The 19751-nt window shown below is 48.3% G+C and carries 15 protein-coding genes; 10 read left to right on the top strand and 5 right to left on the bottom strand.

Annotation, left to right across the window (positions count from 1 at the left end; translation table 11 throughout):
* Positions 1-6 precede the first annotated feature (6 nt).
* Both nrfD and dsrO read right to left on the bottom strand, forming a co-directional pair.
* Positions 7-1059, bottom strand: a complete 1053-nt coding sequence (gene nrfD, locus OSH01_RS11425) for an NrfD/PsrC family molybdoenzyme membrane anchor subunit (protein WP_266124240.1) — start codon at positions 1057-1059, stop codon at positions 7-9.
* A 3-nt stretch (positions 1060-1062) separates the two neighbouring features.
* Positions 1063-1824 carry a sulfate reduction electron transfer complex DsrMKJOP subunit DsrO gene (gene dsrO, locus OSH01_RS11420; protein WP_266124239.1) on the bottom strand — a complete coding sequence of 254 codons (762 nt, stop codon included), beginning with the start codon at positions 1822-1824 and terminating at the stop codon, positions 1063-1065.
* A 300-nt stretch (positions 1825-2124) separates the two neighbouring features.
* Here dsrO and OSH01_RS11415 point away from each other — a divergent pair, with 300 nt between their 5' ends.
* The 4 genes from OSH01_RS11415 to OSH01_RS11400 all read left to right on the top strand — a co-directional run bounded on the left by OSH01_RS11415 (position 2125) and on the right by OSH01_RS11400 (position 8920).
* A complete protein-coding gene (locus tag OSH01_RS11415) occupies positions 2125-2907 on the top strand; it encodes an AraC family transcriptional regulator (protein WP_266124238.1) in 783 nt (260 codons plus the stop codon).
* Positions 2908-3375: 468 nt separating this feature from the next.
* A complete protein-coding gene (locus OSH01_RS11410) occupies positions 3376-4842 on the top strand; it encodes a basic amino acid/polyamine antiporter (protein WP_266124237.1) in 1467 nt (488 codons plus the stop codon).
* 90 nt (positions 4843-4932) lie between these two features.
* Entirely contained in the window at positions 4933-7296 is a 2364-nt protein-coding gene (locus tag OSH01_RS11405) for an Orn/Lys/Arg family decarboxylase (RefSeq protein WP_266124236.1), read from the top strand.
* A 106-nt stretch (positions 7297-7402) separates the two neighbouring features.
* Positions 7403-8920, top strand: coding sequence for a basic amino acid/polyamine antiporter (locus OSH01_RS11400; protein WP_266124235.1), 1518 nt, complete (start codon positions 7403-7405; stop codon positions 8918-8920).
* Positions 8921-9010: 90 nt separating this feature from the next.
* Here the strand turns inward: OSH01_RS11400 and OSH01_RS11395 are convergent, their stop codons facing one another.
* The 3 genes from OSH01_RS11395 to gcvA form a co-directional block, all read right to left on the bottom strand.
* Positions 9011-11287: a TonB-dependent siderophore receptor gene (locus OSH01_RS11395; protein WP_266124234.1), complete on the bottom strand. Its 2277-nt coding sequence runs from the start codon at positions 11285-11287 to the stop codon at positions 9011-9013.
* A 195-nt stretch (positions 11288-11482) separates the two neighbouring features.
* On the bottom strand, positions 11483-12883 hold the full coding sequence (locus OSH01_RS11390; RefSeq protein WP_266124233.1) for a glutamate decarboxylase: 1401 nt from the start codon (positions 12881-12883) through the stop codon (positions 11483-11485).
* A gap of 324 nt (positions 12884-13207) precedes the next feature.
* A complete protein-coding gene (gcvA, locus tag OSH01_RS11385) occupies positions 13208-14140 on the bottom strand; it encodes a transcriptional regulator GcvA (protein WP_266124232.1) in 933 nt (310 codons plus the stop codon).
* 129 nt (positions 14141-14269) lie between these two features.
* Between gcvA and OSH01_RS11380 the strand changes: the two genes are divergently transcribed.
* From OSH01_RS11380 to OSH01_RS11355, 6 genes are read left to right on the top strand one after another with little or no spacing between them, the layout of a single operon-like run.
* The gene (locus OSH01_RS11380) at positions 14270-15025 is read left to right on the top strand and encodes an SDR family NAD(P)-dependent oxidoreductase (protein ID WP_266124231.1); all 756 of its coding nucleotides are present in this window, start codon (positions 14270-14272) and stop codon (positions 15023-15025) included.
* An 11-nt stretch (positions 15026-15036) separates the two neighbouring features.
* Entirely contained in the window at positions 15037-15879 is an 843-nt protein-coding gene (locus OSH01_RS11375; RefSeq protein ID WP_266124230.1) for a transketolase, read from the top strand.
* A gap of 1 nt (position 15880) precedes the next feature.
* Positions 15881-16879: a transketolase family protein gene (locus OSH01_RS11370; protein ID WP_266124229.1), complete on the top strand. Its 999-nt coding sequence runs from the start codon at positions 15881-15883 to the stop codon at positions 16877-16879.
* A gap of 60 nt (positions 16880-16939) precedes the next feature.
* A complete protein-coding gene (locus OSH01_RS11365; protein ID WP_266124228.1) occupies positions 16940-17914 on the top strand; it encodes a TRAP transporter substrate-binding protein in 975 nt (324 codons plus the stop codon).
* Positions 17911-18453: a TRAP transporter small permease gene (locus tag OSH01_RS11360; RefSeq protein ID WP_266124227.1), complete on the top strand. Its 543-nt coding sequence runs from the start codon at positions 17911-17913 to the stop codon at positions 18451-18453. Before OSH01_RS11365 ends, OSH01_RS11360 begins: the two co-directional genes overlap by 4 nt.
* The gene (locus OSH01_RS11355; RefSeq protein WP_266124226.1) at positions 18450-19709 is read left to right on the top strand and encodes a TRAP transporter large permease; all 1260 of its coding nucleotides are present in this window, start codon (positions 18450-18452) and stop codon (positions 19707-19709) included. The genes OSH01_RS11360 and OSH01_RS11355 overlap by 4 nt, the downstream gene beginning before the upstream one ends.
* Positions 19710-19751 lie beyond the last annotated feature (42 nt).

The following is a 19751-nucleotide window of genomic DNA, read 5'->3' as shown; positions in this document are numbered from 1 at the left end:
CTATGCCTATACAAGAGATGCGTTACTGAAAGAGCGGCGGGTTTGCCAATACCCAGCGGGGAAAAAAGTAAGTAGGCTGGTTACGACGGCGATGAAGGCGATAACTAAACCTAACACGCCTAGCATACCCATTAAGCCGTCGCCACCAAGGGGCATGCTATATAGGTACAGCCCAGCACCATACTTAGGAACCCCTTGCACGGCCATGAAAATAATCCAACGGAAGACCCACGCTGCGCTTAATAAGACTACGGCGGCGATAAAGCTGTAAAGTTTGTTGTGGAGCAAACGTGCGGGGCTTAGCAACATCAACATAATAAGGATGCCACCCGCTACTGAGGCTAAGAAACTGAGCTGCCACGCAGGGTAAGTGCTGAACAGTTCAACTGCTGCGGTGAATGAACGGTTGGCGTTAACCATGCCGTTGACGACCCACAGGCATGCACTAAGACACAATGCCCAACCCATGCTTAAGCCCCACTTACGCACCACAGACATGGGTAGAGCATCGAGCCCACCGGGTAAGAAACGTGCAATGAGCAGTAGTGCGCCAATGCTGGCAAGACCTGCGCTAAGGGCAAAGTTAATGGGCAGGAATACGGTATTCCATAAGGGGCGTGAACGTAGCACCATGACTTCTGCACCGGTATACACCAAGATAGAGATGGCAGAAAGCACTAAGGCAAGGCTGAGCAAACGCCATAATTGACGCTTCTGTAGCCACCATGCCAGTGCGTTAGCGACTGATAGCAAGGTGAATAGTGGTAGAAGTACAGCACCCAATGACATCCACGACCATGGAGTAAAGTGCGCGTAAAAATGCCAGAAACGGGCCGGTTGATGGAGGTCGGCCAGTAGCGATACGGGGGCCGCTAAGCTACTACAAAGCAATACTGCCATTAAGGCAGTTTCTAGTGCACGCCATTGTGGTTTGTTGGCCAGCGCGCAATGGGCAATCCAGAAACTGCTGGCGGCGGCGATACCCACTAAAAAGAAATACTGCACGGCCCAAGGAAGCCAAGCTACTTCGTAAGCGGGGGTTAATAGTTCAACTATCATGGTTTAGGCCTCCACTAAATGAGCGTTCATGCGTAGCCCGGGCTGACCTTCTACGCCATCGACGAATTCGTCGGGTAAACCTAAGTAGTACACGTGCGGGACGGTGTTCATGTCTGGTTTCAAGACTTTTATGTCGCCGGCATGTTCTTTCATCAGTTGTGAAATAGTGCTGTTGGGGTCATTCAGGTCGCCAATAATGCGTGCGCCGCCGACACAGCTTTCTACACAGGCAGGAAGCAGGCCAACTTCTAAGCGGTGCTCGCAGAAGGTGCATTTATCGGCCGTTTGGGTTTCGTGATTAATAAAGCGAGCGTCGTAGGGACAGGCTTGTACGCAGTAGGCACAACCTACGCAGCGCTCGTTATCGACCAATACGACGCCATCTTCACGCTGGAAAGTAGCTTGTACGGGGCATACGGGTACGCAGGGGGGATTGTCGCAATGGTTGCATAAGCGAGGTAGGCTTAGCATGGCGGGTTGGTCTTGGGCGTCAAGCACTTCATATTGCAGTACTGTGGTGCGAAATTGACCTATAGGCGGCGCATTTTCAATGGAGCAACTGACGGTACAGGCCTGGCAACCAATGCATTTACGCAAATCGACAAACATGCCATACCGTTTGCCGGCTTCGCCTGGGCGCCGACGAGGCTGTTCGTTGAGTGCAGCCTGCACAGGCTGAATGGGGATGATGGTGGCGGTGGCGCTTAAGCCCAGCAATTCTTTAAGAAAGCGCCGTTTACCTTGCCGGGGAGCCTCTTTTTCCATACGTTAAACCTCGTGTTGACCAGCGTGTGTTTCGCTAAATAATTATTTGTTATAAGAATATGCTGATTAGCCGAAAGATGCCTTGATGCAGGTCAAGCTGTTTCCATTGAAAGTGAAAATTATAGGTTTAAAGTATTTTTGTGACTCAAGCGTAACGGGCAGCTGTGTATAGGTAAAAAGAAAGTTGGGTGAGCGTTTAGAAAATACGTGCCATTAGCAATGGTAAAATTGAACGGTTTGGAAGCCAGTCCTGTGTAGGGAGCTAGGTTTTCTGCTGTGATGTGTGGGGTGCAAGGTACTATGCTGGTTAAAAGCCAAAACCGTGATGATTATCAAGATGTGCCACGCCAGATTGGCGCAATGGCGCGCACTTTTCCTGCTTCGTATTTAAACGACTGGCATGCTCATCCTCGTGTGCAGTTAGCGTATGCCAATTCTGGATCGATGGAGATACGAACGCATAGGGGAGTATGGATTATTTCCCCACAGCGTGCGTTTTGGATTCCACCTGGTGTTGAACATCAAATGCGCACGCACGGTGTGGTGCAGTTGCACACACTTTATATTCATCCCCAGCACCTATGCCCGTCGTTGCCGCAGCAGGAGGCTGTCATTGGCGTGTCGCCTTTATTGCGGGAGCTATTGCTACGAGCCACCGAGCTGCCGATTGAGTACGATGAAAGCGGGGTAGAGGGGAAGGTCATGGATTTAATCATGGCCGAATTGCAGTGGCAGGATGTTATGCCGCTTTCGCTGCCGGTGGTGCAAGACGCACGCCTGCAACGTTTACAGCAGGAAATCTGCGCCGAGTTCGGCGATCAACGCAGCATGCAAGAGTGGGCGGCAGCCTTGCATATGTCGCCTAAAACCTTGTACCGGTTGGTGATGAAAGAGACTGGAACGCGTTTTAATGACTGGCGCCAGTCGTTACTTATTTATCAGGCTTTGCCGCGCTTGCTGAGGGGTGAAAAGATCACTACCGTGGCGTTAGATTTAGGCTATTCGTCGGCGGCAGGATTTACGCGTATGTTTAAGCGGGTCATGGGAGTGACCCCCAGTGACTATGTCAATCCCAAAGTGTAGGTCGTTAGCCAAGGATTAAGTGATGGGGTAGTAGCGGAACTTGTGTTACATAATTTTGTTGTTTAGAAGGTTCAAGTTTTGTTTATCGATGTGTTATTGCCCTGCTGTTTACGTCAATTTGTTGCATTGGTTTTTTTCTGATTGTCTCATATTACACACTTTAGACTGCCTTAATCTCTAGATTCCGTGCTGGAAAACAAGTTTTCTATAGATGTAATATTTGGTTGTCGATGTGTTGTGGTGATGGTTTATTTAAGTCATATATCGAAATGTTGCTAATGCCCTTGTTTTTAAAGGGTATTTTTTCGACAAAAATAAAATAATTTCGTTTATATTGTTATCAATTAATAAAAATTAGCAGTATGTAAAAAGCGATAACAGGCTTGTGGTTTGGCTAGTAATAAGCAGTGTATGTAGTGCAGAAATCTTTTTGGTTCCATGTGCGTAACACGAGTTTTACCTCCAACTATGAGTAAAAAAACGATCGATAGTGCCGCCTCAGAACAGATTGGTTTGATCGCCTTAATTGCGATTGTCGTCAGTTCAATGATAGGTAGCGGAGTGGATAGCTTGCCACAAAATATGGCCCTTACCTCTTCGGTAGGGCCGGTTGCTTTGGCATGGATAATTTGTGGCTTTGGCATGTTTTTTATTGCCCGTATTTTTATTAGCCTGTCAGATTTACGTCCCGATTTACAAGCCGGAATTTACATGTATGCACGAGAGGGGTTTGGTCCCTTAATGGCATTTATTGTGGCTTGGGGTTATTGGCTCATGACTATTTTCAGCAATGTGGCGTTCGCTGTCATGGTGATGGACACCTTGAACTACTTCATGCCAGGGCATTTTCAAGGCGGCAATAACTTGGCCTCGATTGTGGGGGCCTCTATTCTGATTTGGGGCTTCCACACTTTGGTGTTGTCGGGCGCCAAGCTAGCAGGGGTGATCAACCTAATTGGCACCGTGGCCAAGATGATTCCTCTGGTTTTTTTTGTTGCTGTCGTGACCTATATGTTGGACTACGCCAATATCACTAGCGATGTATGGGGGCGCCAAGAGAGCGTTGTGGAAAAACCGTTAGGGTCGGTGTTTGCGCAAACTCTTGCGCCTTTATTTGTAGCACTATGGTGTTTTATTGGTATTGAGGGCGCAGTGGCCTTATCGGGTCGAGCGAAGAATAAGGCCGACGTAGGGCGCGCTACCTTAATCGGTTTCATCATTTCTTTAGTGATTTGCATTGCAGTGTCTGTGTTGCCGTTTGGCGTGCTGTCACAAGCTGAACTAAGCGAGCTGAATAATCCCTCAACGGCCGGTGTCATGGCCCATGTTGCCGGTAAAAAAGGGGAGTTGCTGATCACAGTGGGCGTGTTGGTGTCCATATTGAGTAGCTGGCTTGCCTGGACCATGATTTGTGCAGAGATTCCTATGATCGCGGCTGAAAATGGCACTTTCCCTAAATTGTTCGCTACGAAAAACAGTAAAGGAGCCGCGTCGTCAGCATTGTGGGTAAGCAGCGGCATGATGCAATTAGTCATTTTGCTGGTGTATTTTTCTCATGACGCATGGCTTACTTTGCTGGCCATTTCTGCCATTACGGTATTACCTGCTTATTTCTTGTCGTCTTTGTATTTAAGCAAAATTTGTTTGAACGGCGAATATGAGCAGCGGCAAGCGAAGGGCAAAACAATCGCTTTGGTCAGTAGTTTGATTGGCGCCTTGTTTTGTATCTTTATGGCTTATGCCAGTGAAATTCAGTATCTGGCGATGACGCCTTTACTGATTACTGCCGGTTTGCCGCTGTATTTTCGCGCGAAAGAACAGGGTGGATTAGCCTGGGCTCATTTTACTAAGCATGAGTACTTGGTTTTAGGCTGTCTCTTGCTTATCGATATCGCTGTGATTGTTCTTTATGTCAAGGGAGTGATTACGTTTTAACGCGCAAGATTATAGGACGTGATTGCTAAGAGTTAGCAACTAGGGCCCGAATTTTCGGGCGTATATAGATCTTCCAAAAGGGCTGTAGCAATGAAATTTAATCATAACGCTTTGTTTGTGTTGTCGGATGCGGTTATCGACAATGCGCCAGCGCTGGAAAGCATTCATGCTATTGAAGACGCTGTTATGGATAGAGGTTTTGATGTGCATGTTGCGCAAGACATCCATGCTGCTTTGATATATGTGAAGAAAAGTCCTAGTTTCAGCTCAGTGGCTCTAGCCTGGGATGCGGAACATCCGGAGGCCTGCCAACAGTTAGTGAGTCTGATACGCGAACGTAATGCCAGTGTGCCTATTTTCTTGTTGTCTGAAGGGGACGTTTCGGCACGAATACCGATTACTGTGCTGCAAGCGGTGAGTGAGTACGTGCACTTGTATTCTGAAACGCCCGAGTTCACGGCGAATAGACTGTATACCGCGGCCTATCGTTATGCTGACAAGCTTTTGCCGCCTTATTTCAAAACCTTGAAAGATTTTACGGAAGACGGAGATTATTACTGGGATTGTCCGGGGCATATGGGGGGTATGGCCTATATGAAACATCCAGTCGGCATTGAGTTCATCAATTTTTTTGGTGAAAACATCATGCGGGCCGATATTGGTGTTGCTACTGCTGAGATGGGGGACTATCTTGTTCATGCTGGACCACCGAAAAAGTCTGAGGATTTGGCAGCCAAACTATTTGGCGCTGATTGGACTTTTTATGGCGTAGCGGGTTCCTCAGGCTCTAATCGCATTGTCGCTCAAGGAGCAGCTGCGGCGGATGAGATTGCTATTGTGGATAGGAACTGTCATAAATCCTTGAATCATGGTTTGACCTTGTCGCAAGCTAGGCCGGTGTACCTTACCCCTAGCCGTAATGGGTATGGGCTGATTGGTCCTATTCCGGCCCATCGTTTACAGAAACACAGCATTCAACAGCTTATTCATAGCAGTGCCCTGACGGCTGGCGCCGTTAGTCCTGAGCCTACGTACGCCGTGGTCACCAACTGCACTTATGATGGGTTTTGTTATAACGTGCAAGATGTGGTGAAAAGCTTAGGGCAAAGTGTGCCACGTATTCACTTTGATGAGGCATGGTATGCCTATGCTAAGTTTCATCCTTTGTATAAAGACCGCTTTGCGATGGATGTGGATGAGTCTATACCTAACCGACCGACCATATTCGCGGTGCAATCTACGCATAAAATGTTGCCTGCCTTATCGATGGCTTCGATGATACATGTCAAAAAAAGTGAACGTGCCCCGTTAGACTATGACGATTTTAACGATGCCTTCATGATGCATGGCACCACTTCACCCTTTTATCCCATTATTGCCTCGATAGATGTGGCCGTTGCCATGATGCAAGGGGAGGCGGGGCGCTCTTTGGTGCAAGAGTCTGTTGAGGAAGCGGTTGCTTTTCGCCAAGCCGTGGTGAATGTGAAGCATGCGTTGGCTGAAGAAGAGGGTGCTGGCTCGTGGTTTTTTGATGTGCTTCAGCCTACTGAGGTCAGCGATAGCCAAGGAAAAAGCTATCCTTTCCACCAAGCACCTATGTCTTTGCTCAGTCAGAACCCTGATGTCTGGCGTTTAGGAGAGGATGAGGCATGGCACGGTTTTGCCAAGGAAGACTTAGCGGGCACCGACTGTATGCTGGATCCCGTGAAGGTGTCGATTACTTGTCCAGGTATTACAGCCGCTGGGCAATACGAAAAAATGGGTATTCCTGGTTATGTGGTGACCAAGTTTCTGGACGATAGAAGAATTGAAATTGCGCGTACCGGCGATTACACCTTATTGATCCTGTTTTCCGTGGGTATCACTAAGGGTAAGTGGGGCACCTTAATTGAAAGCTTGTTGGAATTTAAGCGCTTATACGATACCGATGCTTTAGTGTCGGAGGCAATCCCTTCATTAACAGTGGCGACTTCGGCCTACGAGAATATGACGTTAAAGGAGCTGTGCACACGGATGCATAGTTCTATGCAAGAGCTAGATCTCATGACGCATATCCACGAGGCGGTCAGTACTACGCCCGAGGCTGTGTTGACTCCTGCCCAAGCTTATCAAAAGGTCGTGCGTTATAAAACAGAGAAGGTCAAAGTGAATGACTTTGCGGGGCGGGTTTCAGCGGCGATGTTAGTGCCTTATCCACCCGGTATTCCTGTCTTGATGCCGGGTGAGCGTTTGCCTAGTGATGACACGGGGATTATTGGTTATCTGAATGCCTTGCAGGAGTTCGATAAACGTTTTCCGGGCTTTGAGCACGAGATACAAGGGGTGAAAATCGACCAGAATGGCGATTATTGGGTACGTGCCATTGTCGAGGAGGAGCGGGATCCACAAGCACATCCACAGCATATCACTTTCAAAAAGCCTGAAGTATCCGTTATTAAAAAGGGACGTCAGTAATCTAGGGGAATTGACTGGGCAGGCCAAGGCTTGGGGGGGTGTGCTGTGAAGCATGCTATGTCGCTTGGCCTGCTGATGGGTTGTATTGACTAATAAGGCACTCAAAATGACTGATCAAGCTCAAGTAACGCCAGATACACAGAATGCAGCGGGTGGGGATAACTCAGGTGGTGCAAAGCTTGGGTTATTAGCTTTGGTGGCAATTGTGGTGGGCTCCATGTTGGGGGGTGGGGTCTACAGTTTGCCGCAAAACACGGCGGCCTCTTCAGGCCTAGGCCCTGTATTGATTGCTTGGTGTATCGCCGGGGTAGGGGTGTTTTTCATCGCCACGGTATTTCGTCTTTTATCTGATATGCGCCCTGACTTACAAGCGGGTGTCTATATGTACGCACAACAGGGGTTCGGTTCTTTTATTGGTTTTAATGTGGCTTGGGGTTATTGGCTCATGACGTGCTTTGGCAATGTGGCTTTTGCCGTCATTGTCATGGACGCTTTAAATGAGTTTTTTCCAGGTACGTTTACTGATGGGAATAATCTGACGTCGATTATTTGTGGCTCGGTGTTGATATGGGGCTATAACTATTTGGTTTTGTCCGGCACGAAAGTGGCGGGGTTTGTTAATACCGTCGGAACTATTGCTAAGCTGGTTCCCCTAGCGGCCTTTGTGTTGATACTGGGAGTGATGATTAATTATTCGCAGTTGTTAACGAACGTGTGGGGGAATGCCCCAGCAATTACGACTGTAGTGGGTGGGCATACCGAGCCTATGTCGATCATGGCGCAAGTGATGGCCCCGTTAACGGTCACTCTATGGGCGTTTATTGGGGTAGAGGGAGCGGTGGTGTTGTCTGGGCGCGCACGACAACGCAGTGATGTCAGTAAAGCGACATTGATAGGTTTTCTATTGGCTCTGGTTTTTTATGTGCTGCTGTCTGTGTTGCCGTTCGGGGCAATGACTCAAGCAGAGCTGTCCGTGGTTGCTAATCCTTCCACTGCAGGTGTATTGCAGCATGTGGTAGGCGCTCCGTGGGGAAGCTGGCTGATGAATGTAGGCCTAATTGTATCGGTATTAGCGGGCTGGTTGGCATGGACGATGTTGTGCGCTGAAATTCCTATGGCGGCCGGCCAGAATGGCGCTTTTCCTAAAGCGTTCGCGCGCACAAATAGTAATCATGCTGCCAGTGTTTCGTTATGGGTAAGTAGTGCCGTTATGCAGGCTGCCATGGCCTTGGTGTATTTTTCTAGCAATGCTTGGAACACTATGTACAACATTAGTGCCTTAATGGTGGTTCCAGCGTATATTGCTACCGCTTTATATATGGTAAAGCTTTGTTTGACGCATGAGTATGATAGGTATGCGCATAAGGGGCGAGGTTTTGCCTTATTGAGCGGCATTTTAGGGGCATTGTTTTGCATCCTAATTTTCTATGCCAGTAATATTAACTACGTTGTGCTAGTGCCTATTTTATTAACGATTGGTCTACCCGTTTTTATTTGGACACGTAAGGAAAGTGGTGATAACAAGGCTATTTTTGAGCCTAAGGAAATCATTTATTTAGCGGTTTTGCTGATTGCGGATGCCTTGGTGGTGTGGATGTTCATGGCGGGTAAGATAAGCGTGTAAAAGTAGGAAAAGGCCCGTAGCCTTGAGGGGTAAAATGCCCTGGATGATATTCGTTACCCGGGGCATTTTTTGTTTGCTTACGCTTGTGGTTTAGAAGGACGAGGTGACACTGAGGAAGTAAACACGTCCTGGTTGGTTATAGGTATAGGCGCCCGCGCCGGTGATAAAGTTTGGGGTACCCATGTTGACGCCGATAGCGTTACCCCGACGGAAAATACGCTTATCAAATACGTTATCAATCCCTACATTAAAACGTAGGTGCTTACTATATTGGTACTGGGTGCTTAGATCCAAAATGGCGTAGGGAGACATTTTGTCGGTGGCTTGGCCTTCTAGGGGTTTGCCGTTGTAGTCGTACTTAGGGGGCTTTTGCTCACCGTACAGCGTGGCTTTAACGCGTGCCGACCATTGTGGGTTGATGGTCCAGTCAAGGATGCTGTTAATGGTGTATTTGGGAATGGTAGATAAGGCTTCACCTGTGGTTTTGTTTTTTGACTCTATCATGTAGGTCAGGTTAGTTTGCCAATTCCATGCGGCAGAAATAGGTAGGGTGAAGCTGCCTTCCAAACCTTGAATCACGGCTTTAGGCACATTTTCCCATTGGAAAATATTTTGTGTTTCGCCCGCAGCAATAAAAGAGCCAATAATATCGTGGCCTGCTTCTACTTTATCGCGGTAATCGTTATGAAAGTAGGTCAGGCTGCCTGCTAAACCGTCATCGTTCAGATATTCAATGCCGAGTTCTTTATTAATACTGGTTTCGGCTTTAAGGTTGCTATTGCCTTGTAAGAAGCAGGCTGTGCCTTGGCCACCCCAGCAGCCAATACCACGGCTATATAGGGTGTAGCCGTCGTTGCCTTGGTATAAATTAGGCGCTTTGTAAGCGCGCGCAATGCCGCCTTTTACTGTCCAGTTATCCCCTAAAAAATGAGAGATATTTAACGATGGGCTCCAGTTATTACCATATTGGTTGTGGTGGTCAAACCGCAGGCCCGGAGTGATGGTAGTGGCGTCACCTGCATAAATATTGCTTTCAGCAAAAAGGGAATAAATATCCGCTTTGAGCTTGGAGGTATACGCTCGCGGAGCTCCAGGTAATCGTGGGCCTGGAGGGTTGCGTTCGCCCAAGTTAGAGGCTGGGTCATTGAGTTTTTGCTGACTCCATTCTATGCCGAACGTGGCGGCTTGTTCGAGAGAGCCTAAGGTGAAGGTGCGGGTTACTTCAGTATGAGCGGTGAGGCTTTTTAAGTCGATATCGTTAAAGCCACCACTAAAGCGTCCTTCGGTGCCACCTGCCATGCCTTCGTCTAGGCGCGTGTTGCGTGTGCTTTCATATTGCAGGTAGCTAAGGGAGTTGGTTTTGTCATTCCAGTCGCCGTGGTGTGTGAGCGAATAACTTTGTCTATAGGTAATGTTGGTTTCGTTACCTAATTGGTCTTTAACGGGGTCCCAATTGTTATTGGTATTCTGTGTATCGCCGGCGTAAATATTGCCTTGACGACTATAGGCGGCTTCCAGGTCTAGAGCGTGCCCTGGGGTGAGTTGCCAGCGTAGTAAGGCATTGATATCTTTGTTTTTTACGCCTTCACGACCAGCAGGAAAGGTGCCTAGGTTGCTGCCCCCTCGCGGGGTGGCATGATTTTTATTGATGTCGTAGTCATCAGGTTGAGTGTGGTTATAGTTACCGTATACCCGAAAGCTGAGGTTTTCAGCCAAGGGGCCGCTAAGATTGATGTTGGCCCGACGGCTGGCGCCATCCACACTGTGCTCAGGTAAATTGCCGTATAAATGTAAGGATCCGCTGAGCTTTTCTGAGGTAGGGCGAGTAATAATATTTACGACACCGCCGGCTGCCCCATTACCATAACGTGCAGCGGCAGGGCCGCGTAATACCTCGATGCGCTCAATTTGCTCGGCAGGCACCCAGTTGGTATCACCGCGAGTGTCACGCTCACCACGCCAACCAAAACGCACGGCAGACCTAGAGTTAACGGGCTTGCCATCCACCAGGATGAGGGTGTTTTCAGGGCCCATGCCACGGATATCAATTTGACGATTGTTGCCTCGCTGGCCGCTGGTTGAGTTACCCGTTAAGTTAACTCCGGGCATGGTGCGAATGATCTCCGAGGCGTCGTTCGCCGGTGAGGACTTTTGTATGTCTTCGGCGGTAATAGTGGAAGCGCCTAAGGTCTGTTTCAACTCTTGTTCGGCGGTGATGACGATTCTGTCGAGTTCTTGAACGGCGTCAGCATGGCTTACTGTGCTTACTGTAGCCAAATAAATGGACGTCAAGGTAGCGACGGTAAAGGAAGGGTAGGGACGGGCTGTACTTGCAGGGGGAACCGCCTTTGAGCTAAGAAAAGACATGGTCGTGGACTCGCATTAAATAAAACTTGTTATCGATTGTATATTGAGAATCAATCTCAGTTGATTTTTGTTGTGTGTAAAACACAGGTCATTTCATTTGAGACGGTGTGGCGAGTGACGAGGCAAGTAGGTGAGGCTGCGTATGGACGTAAAAAAAGCCCCGAAGGGCTTTTCAGTACAGAACTGTTGAACAGCTTAGTTGTGGTGGAAGCCTTTGCCGTCTAGATCATCTAGGGGCTTAGCTACAGGGTACTTGTCAAAGTAATCTAGGCAACGTTGCATATCTTCGATAAGCAAGCTGGCTAGGTCCATGCTGACGCCGTGGCGTACCAAAATGCGCTGTACAACAAGGTCTTGGCGGTTAGCAGGCATGGAGTACGCGGGTACTTGCCAGCCGCGGCTACGCAGGCGGTCGGCCAAGTCGTAGAGGGTGAAATTGTGCTCTTGGCCTTCTTTAAGTTTCCAGCTTAGAGCTGGGATACCGGTTTCTGGATTGCCGTCAAACAGCAATTCAAAGGGGCCTAAATTAGCAATTTCTTTGGAAAGATACTGTGCTGTGTGATAGCAGGCGTTTTGAACTTTGGTGTAACCTTCGCGGCCCAGACGCAGTAGGTTGTAGTACTGAGCCACAATTTGGCCACCCGGACGAGAGAAGTTCAACGCGAAGGTGGGCATGTTGCCACCCAAGTAGTTGACGTTGAAAATCAGCTCTTCAGGTAGGGCGCTCGCGTCACGCCAGATGACCCAACCCACCCCTAGCGGAGCTAAACCAAACTTATGACCAGAGGTGTTGATGGACTTCACTCGTGGTAGGCGGAAATCCCACTCTAGGTCAGGTGCGCAAAAGGGGGCCAAAAAGCCACCGCTAGCGCCGTCTACGTGAATCGGGATATCTAACCCTTTTTCTGCTTGCAGACGATCTAGCGCGTCGCTAATTTCTTTCACCGGCTCGTAGTTACACGTAAAGGTGACGCCCAATGTGGGCACCACGCCAATGGTGTTTTCATCCACGTACTTGAGCACTTCTTCTGGCGTTAAGGTTAAACGATCGCCTTCCATAGGTACTTCACGCAACTCGACGTCAAAGTAGCGCGCAAATTTATGCCAACAAATTTGTACAGGTCCGCAGACTAAGTTGGGTTTGTCGGTGGATTTTCCTTCGGCTTGGCGACGTTTGCGCCAGCTCCATTTCAGTGCTAAGCCGCCCAGCATAGCGGCTTCGGAAGAGCCAGTAGTGGAACATCCCATGGTGTTAGCAGCGTCGGGAGAATTCCACAAGTCAGCGATAATGTGAACACAACGGTTCTCCATTTCAGCCGTTTGAGGATACTCATCCTTATCGATCATGTTTTTATCGATACACTCATCCATCAACTGACGGATTTCCGGCTCTACCCAGGTTTGGCAAAAGGTGGCCAAGTTTTGCCGCGAGTTGCCATCCAGCATGAGCTCATCATGTACAGCTTGATAAATATGCCGAGGATCTTGCTCTGTTTCGGGCATTTTGTACTTTGGCATGACTACTGACAGGTCAGCTGAAGCATAAACGTCGTCAAGTAGACGCTCACGTATTGTGTCTTTCTGATGTAAAGGCATGGTCTTCCTTCTAGCATTTTCAGTGAATATACGGGACGTACCTATCCAGCTGTGTAAGGCTTGCTGGGGTATGGCGAATCCGAATAAAAGCCAATTCGTCCATACGCAAAAACCATTTTACGAGAGTTTTTATGTTTTCACTAATGTTTACTTTTTTTGTGTGTAAGAAGGTTTTTGATTGGCTTGTTTTGTGAGCTAAGTGGTTGGTAATAAACGGATAATATTCAGTCTCGGGTTATTTTTTATTTTCGACATAAAGAAATAAATTGTAATGTTTGATAAGGTGATGGCACGTTTTTCATAGGGTATGGGAAAAAATGACTTTTATAGCCGAATGCCATTTGTGCGGGTTTGCTCTAGGGTAGAAAAAGTGTCGTCAAGTTGTTGGTACAACCAATCTTGGAAAGCAGCCATTTTGGGTAAATTAGCCTTAGATTGTAGAAATAATAATTGGTGAAAGACCGTGGTGGGCTCATAGGTGCCTAAGGGCATAATTAGGCGTCCGCTGTTGATTTCTTGTTCCACTAATAAGCGACTTTCTAGTGTCACGCCTAAACCGTCTGCGGCAGCGCTAATTGACATAAATGAACGGTCGAAACGTGGGCCACGCTTCAAATCGATGGGAACGTTGGGGTGTGCGTGTTGCCAATCACGCCAGAGAATTAAATTCACCTCAGAGTGTATCAGTGTTTGGTGGACGAGATCCTCTGGGTTATGGATGGGGTGTGGGCCACTTTGTAAACTGGGTGCACATAGGACGGCTAAAGGTTCTTTAGGAAAGGGCTTAAGTACTACTCCCGACTCGGGAAAAACGGTGCCATAACGAATGGCAAAGTCAGCCTCCTCCGCCACTAGGCTGACGTTGGTGACAGAAGCATTAAGCCGTACATCAATATCTGGGTATTGCGCGCTAAAGCGTGCCAGTCGGGGCATGAGCCATTGAGTGGCCAAGCTTGGTACACAATGAATAGTCAGTATGTCGCTTTTTCCATGGCGCACGATGTTACGCGTGGCTGAGTCTATTTGCCCTAAGGCTTGGGTAATTGCTTCGGCATAACGCCGTCCTGCATCGGTCAAGATGACGCCACGATGTACGCGGTGAAATAAGGTGATTTGCAGTCGCTCTTCGAGATCTCGAATTTGATGGCTAATGGCTGAAGGCGTCAAATAAAGCTCTGCAGCCGCCTCGGCAAAGGAGCCCAACCGTGAGGCGGACTCAAAGGCTTGGATGGCTTTTAAAGGAGGAAGTTGTCGCATATGAGGTGAATAGAATTCATCTAAAGGCTGGTTTTATTCGCTTGAGCTAACTATACCGAATTTCTAGAATAAATTACCAATAACAAGGCAACACCGCTTACGAAACAGTGGTTTTATTCTGGAGGAACTATGCAGGCATTGTTGGACGGGAAGGTGGCACTGATTACTGGGGCCGCTTCGTTGAACGGGATAGGCCGCAAGACAGCGCAGCTTTTTGCAGCGCATGGCGCGACGGTAATTATTTGCGATTTAGATGAAGCTGCGTCAATTGCTGCCGCGGCGTCGCTGGGTGATGGTCACCTAGGTTTGGCTGCTGATGTCACGAATAAGCAAGATTGCGAACGGGTTGTGAAGGCTATTCTAGATCGTTACGGACGCCTTGATGTTTTGGTGAACAATGCGGGTATTACGCAGCCTGTGAAATTTTTGGGCATTACCGAAGAAGACTATACACGGATCACCGATGTGTCTTTAAAAGGTACCTTGTTGATGAGTCAAGCCGCTATTCCTGCGATGCAGCAACAAGGGGCGGGCTCGATTATTTGTATGTCTTCGGTATCGGCACAACGGGGTGGCGGCATTTTTGGCGGACCACATTACTCAGCCGCTAAGGCGGGTGTGTTGGGGTTAGCTAAAGCGATGGCGCGAGAGTTCGGTGTCGATGGGATACGAGTCAATAGCATTACGCCTGGATTGATACAAACGGATATTACAGCAGGCCGTTTGAGCGACGAAATGCGTGCCGAAATCTTAAAAGGTATTCCTCTAAATCGCTTAGGTGATGCAAAAGACGTGGGCAATGCGTGTGTGTTTTTGGCCAGCGATCTTTCGGCTTATCTAACGGGCATTACGTTAGATGTGAACGGCGGCATGCTAATACATTAAGGAGTATTGAAATGAATACCGAGCAATTACAAAAGCTTGCGCACCGCGCTTATAAAATTCGCCGTTATGCTTTGCAAATGGGTGAGGTGCAAGGGCAGGGCTATGTGGGGCAAGCACTGGGCTGGGCCGATGTCTTGGCGACGGCATATTGCCATGCCATGAATGTGACCCCCGAGAATCCAAAGTGTGAAACACGCGATCGCTTCTTATTGTCTCATGGACATTACGCCATTGCTTTATATGCCGCGTTAATTGAAGTGGGTGTACTGCGCGAAGAAGATATAGAGACATATGGTTCAGACGATAGTCAATTACCTATGTCGGGCATGTCCATGTATACCCCTGGGATGGAGATCTCGGGTGGCTCCCTAGGGCAGGGCTTGGCTATTGGCGTAGGGATGGCGCTAGCATTACGTCAGAAGGGGGGAGGACAGTATGTCTATAACTCTATGTCAGACGGAGAGTTGGACGAAGGCGCTACTTGGGAAGCAGCCTTATCCGCCGCGCACTATGGTCTAGATAATTTGATTTGTCTGATTGATGTGAATAATCAGCAGGCCGATGACAACTCTAACCGTGTGTTGGCGTTTGAACCTTTATCTGATAAGTGGGAATCCTTCGGCTGGCATGTACAACGTGTAGACGGTAATGATTTAGCTGCCGTTGTGCAGGCGTTTGATGTGGCTCGTGCGGCGACTTGCGGCAGACCTAAAGTGATTATTTTCGATACCTTGATGGGTAAAGGCGTGCCATTTCTAGAGCAGCGCGATAAAACGCACTTTATTCGTGTTGAGCCCGAAGAGTGGGAGCAAGCGATTGCTATTTTGGATGCCGCTAATATAAAGGAGAATTAAGGTGAATACTGCCGCAGAAAAAAAAGTACGTTTACGCACATCAGCGATGATTGCTTCTATCGCTGCAGAGGGGCAGCGTGTTGAGTCGGCTCCTTTTGGTCATGCTCTAGTCGAATTGGCTCAGCAGCGAGCAGACGTGGTGGGAATGACTGCTGACCTAGCAAAATACACAGATTTGCATATTTTTGCGCGTGCTTACCCAGAAAGGTTTTATCAAATGGGTATGGCAGAGCAGTTGTTGATGGGCGCGGCGGGCGGGATGGCCAAAGAGGGCTTAATGCCTTTTGTGACCACCTATGCTGTGTTTGGTACGCGACGAGCTTATGACTTTGTGCATCAAGTCATTGCTGAAGATAATTTAAACGTAAAATTATGTTGTGCGCTACCTGGGCTGACAACGGGTTACGGCCCTAGCCACCAAGCTACCGATGATATTGCGATGATGCGCGCTATTCCCAATTTAACGATTGTGGACCCTTGCGATGCTTTAGATATACGTCAGGCAGTGCCTGCTATCGCAGCCCATAATGGCCCGGTATATATGCGCCTGTTACGAGGCCAAGTGCCGTTGGTGCTTGAGGAATATGATTACCAGTTTGAGCTAGGTAAAGCAAAACTGCTACGTGATGGCACCGAGGTCGTCATTATTTCTAGTGGAATTTTGACCATGCGTGCTTTAGAGAGTGCAAAAGCACTGGCTAAAGATGGTATAAGCGTGGCTGTTTTGCATGTGCCCACTATTAAGCCTCTGGATGAGGAAGCCATTTTGCAGGCAGCGTCACGTTCGGGACGTTTGGTTGTAGTGGCGGAAAACCACTCCACTATTGGTGGTTTGAGTGATGCAGTATGCGCTTTATTGATGGAAAAACGTGTTTTCCCGACGTTAAAGCGGATTGCTTTGCCTGACGCCTTTTTGGATGCGGGGGCACTGCCTACTTTACATGATCGTTACGGTATTTCAACAGAGTCTATTTGTGAAAATATAAAATCTTGGCTATAGCCAACTTAAATGGCACGCGCTGTTGTGTGCCATTTATCTTCATCCCGTGGGAGACAAACGATGAAAAAAACAGTTTTAGCTTTATTCTCAGCCTTCGCTATGACTGCCGTTACAGCGGCGTTTGCGCAGCAAACTTTACAACTGTCGCATAATGCTGCGCCGGGTAATCCGAAAGCGGATGCTTCGTTGTTGTTCGCGAAGTTAGTGGAAGAGAAAACCGATGGCCGCGTTAAAGTGGCAGTAGGTGGGTCGGCGCAATATGGCGATGATACCGAGTCCCTTACTAATATGCGCTTAGGTACGTTGGCATTTAGCGCTAACTCTCAAGGGCCAGTATCAGGTGTGGTGCCTGAGTTTTCAGTGATTGGCCTGCCTTTCATGTTTCGTGACCTTAACCATGCGTACTCTGTCGTAGATGGTCCAGCAGGTGAGCAGTTAAAAGCCTTGGCGCGAGCCAAAGGTTTGGAAGTGTTGGCATTCTGGGATAATGGAATTCGCCATACCAGTAATAGCAAACGTCCTATTAATGCCCCAGCCGATTTAGCGGGCATGAAAATCCGCACGCCGGCAGATCCCATCACATTGGATATTTTCACCGCTTTAGGTGCGAATCCTATGTCTTTGGCTTTCTCTGAGCTTTATGTTGCTTTGCAGCAAGGTGTGGTAGACGGACAAGAGAACCCGTTGATGAACATTCACTCATCCAAACTGCATGAGGTACAAAAGTACATTACGCTGACGGGCCACAAATATGAAACCACTCCATTTCTGGCCAGCAAAATTGTCTTTGATAGCTTATCACCTGCTGATCAACAGGCGGTAAAAGAGGCTGCCAAAGAGGCGGGCGAATACAATCGCCAGCGCTCACAGGATGCCGATAAAGAGCTTATACAGGTGCTGAAGGATGCGGGCGTAGAGATTAATGAGATTGATCGTGAACAGTTTGCTGCACAAACAACGAGCGTTTACGACAAATGGCGTAAGGCTCATCCTGAAATGGTAGAGCTGGTTATCTCGGAGGCACAAAAACAATGAGATCTAGCGACTCCTCGTTACTAACGAAAGTCGCTGTTCATATTGATCGTGCCGTTCTTATCACGTCAACACTAGTAGCGACAGTGTCGCTACTAGTGTTGTTCGTGGCACTCAGTTTGGAAGTGATCGTTCGTTATATCACCAATAGCAGCTTAGGCTGGACGACTGAATTACCCAATATCTTTTTCCCCTGGCTGGTGATGGGCGGGATCGTTCTTGCTGCTCAGAAAGGGCAACATATTTCGGTTACCGCTTTATTAGGTTTTTTATCACCGGGTGTTACACGCTGCTTATTTATTGTGTTGCAGCTTATCTTGTTAGTGGTGTTTGCTTATTTGACGGTAGTGGGCGAAAAAGTTATCGCCATCACCGGCTCTGAGGTGTATCCCATGACCAAAGTGTCAGCAAAGTGGGCTTATTACTCTTTGGTGATGGGGTTTGGGGGAATTGCCTGCACTGCAGTGACCACCATACTGCGCTTGCTTACCGCCAAAGACCCTTTGTCTGTACGAGCTCGCGTTATTGAGGATGACGTATGACTGGACTCATGCTGTTAATTTTTGCGGGCTTGTTGATTCTTGCATTACCCGTCGGCTACGCCTTGATTATTAGTTCAGGGATTGCGGTGATCACGGTGGGTGGTAGCCCTAGTGTGGTTGCCATTGTGAAACTGTTTCAACCTACACAAAGCTTTCCTTTATTAGCGATTCCCTTTTTTATATTGTCCGGCAATATCATGATGGGCGGCGTGTTAGGGAAAAAGCTGATTGAATTTGCTACGGCGATAGTCGGGCGCTTTCACGGTGGCCTAGGTCAAGTTGGCGTAGTGGGTTCCACTATTTTTGGTGGCGTATCTGGCTCAGCTGTAGCAGAAGCCTCAGCCTTAGGGACCATGTTGATTCCTTGGCAGAAAAAGGAAGGCTATCCGCCTGCTTTTGGTGCAGCCAGTATTGCGGCGGCCTCCACGATTGCTGGGCTTATTCCTCCTTCCATTGCTTTGATTTTGTATGCCACTGTTTCCAGTCAGTCCATCGCGGCCTTGTTTTTAGCCGGTGTGCTGCCTGGTCTAATGCTTTGTACTGGCTTTATGCTGGTGTGCTATTTCAGCGGTCGGTTACGTAATTTCCCCCGCTTAAGCGAGGTGCTGACGGTAAGGCGAGTGCTGAAAATAAGTATTGCCGCCTTACCAGCGTTAGTGATGCCCATTTTTATCGTGGTGTTGCTGCGTGCTGGGATCGCAACGCCTACCGAGGTTAGCGTTGTAGCGGTAGCCTATGGTTTGTTGGTGAGTGGTTTGCTGTATCGTGATTTAACGATGCAGCGTATCTATCAGGCTCTGGTCGGCACCTGTGTTACGACGGGCGTGGTGATGTTGGTGATTATGGCTTCAAACTTGGTTGGCTATGTTTTGGTCGTAGAAAACGTCCCAGCAACCGTTGCCCAGTGGGTGATGGAAACATTGAAGTCGCCCGTGTTGGTTATCGTGATGATGAACTTCATCATGTTGTTCGTGGGTATGTTTTTAGATTTACCCGCCGCGATTTTATTGTTGGCGCCTACCTTTGTGGCGATGGGTAATAGCATTGGAATGGACCCGGTACAGTTAGGTGTGATGATGACGATCAACTTGAGCATTGGGTTGTTTACACCGCCGGTGGGGACCACGCTGTTTATTACTGCCGCCATTTCCCGCGAGCCAGTGGGGCGTATAGTGAAAGAGCTGCTGCCTTTTTATGCTGTGGCGGTCACGGTTCTCCTGTTGTTCTCGTACGTACCAGCTTTAACCGTTTATTAAATCAATTTTTTATTTTCTTACCGCCAAGTGTGTTGAGTACCC

It is taken from the genome of Alcaligenes endophyticus (assembly GCF_026344035.1).
Taxonomy (GTDB): Bacteria; Pseudomonadota; Gammaproteobacteria; order Burkholderiales; family Burkholderiaceae_B; genus Alcaligenes; species Alcaligenes endophyticus.
The sequence above is the reverse complement of the archived record's forward strand: the minus strand, read 5'-3'. Positions and strand labels throughout refer to the sequence as shown.

Bases quoted from the DNA above. Each gene is read 5' to 3' on its own strand.
- nrfD (WP_266124240.1), bottom strand. From the start codon at position 1,059: ATGATAGTTGAACTATTAACCCCCGCTTACGAAGTAGCTTGGCTTCCT.
- dsrO (WP_266124239.1), bottom strand. From the start codon at position 1,824: ATGGAAAAAGAGGCTCCCCGGCAAGGTAAACGGCGCTTTCTTAAAGAA.
- OSH01_RS11415 (WP_266124238.1), top strand. From the start codon at position 2,125: ATGCTGGTTAAAAGCCAAAACCGTGATGATTATCAAGATGTGCCACGC.
- OSH01_RS11410 (WP_266124237.1), top strand. From the start codon at position 3,376: ATGAGTAAAAAAACGATCGATAGTGCCGCCTCAGAACAGATTGGTTTG.
- OSH01_RS11405 (WP_266124236.1), top strand. From the start codon at position 4,933: ATGAAATTTAATCATAACGCTTTGTTTGTGTTGTCGGATGCGGTTATC.
- OSH01_RS11400 (WP_266124235.1), top strand. From the start codon at position 7,403: ATGACTGATCAAGCTCAAGTAACGCCAGATACACAGAATGCAGCGGGT.
- OSH01_RS11395 (WP_266124234.1), bottom strand. From the start codon at position 11,287: ATGTCTTTTCTTAGCTCAAAGGCGGTTCCCCCTGCAAGTACAGCCCGT.
- OSH01_RS11390 (WP_266124233.1), bottom strand. From the start codon at position 12,883: ATGCCTTTACATCAGAAAGACACAATACGTGAGCGTCTACTTGACGAC.
- gcvA (WP_266124232.1), bottom strand. From the start codon at position 14,140: ATGCGACAACTTCCTCCTTTAAAAGCCATCCAAGCCTTTGAGTCCGCC.
- OSH01_RS11380 (WP_266124231.1), top strand. From the start codon at position 14,270: ATGCAGGCATTGTTGGACGGGAAGGTGGCACTGATTACTGGGGCCGCT.
- OSH01_RS11375 (WP_266124230.1), top strand. From the start codon at position 15,037: ATGAATACCGAGCAATTACAAAAGCTTGCGCACCGCGCTTATAAAATT.
- OSH01_RS11365 (WP_266124228.1), top strand. From the start codon at position 16,940: ATGAAAAAAACAGTTTTAGCTTTATTCTCAGCCTTCGCTATGACTGCC.
- OSH01_RS11360 (WP_266124227.1), top strand. From the start codon at position 17,911: ATGAGATCTAGCGACTCCTCGTTACTAACGAAAGTCGCTGTTCATATT.
- OSH01_RS11355 (WP_266124226.1), top strand. From the start codon at position 18,450: ATGACTGGACTCATGCTGTTAATTTTTGCGGGCTTGTTGATTCTTGCA.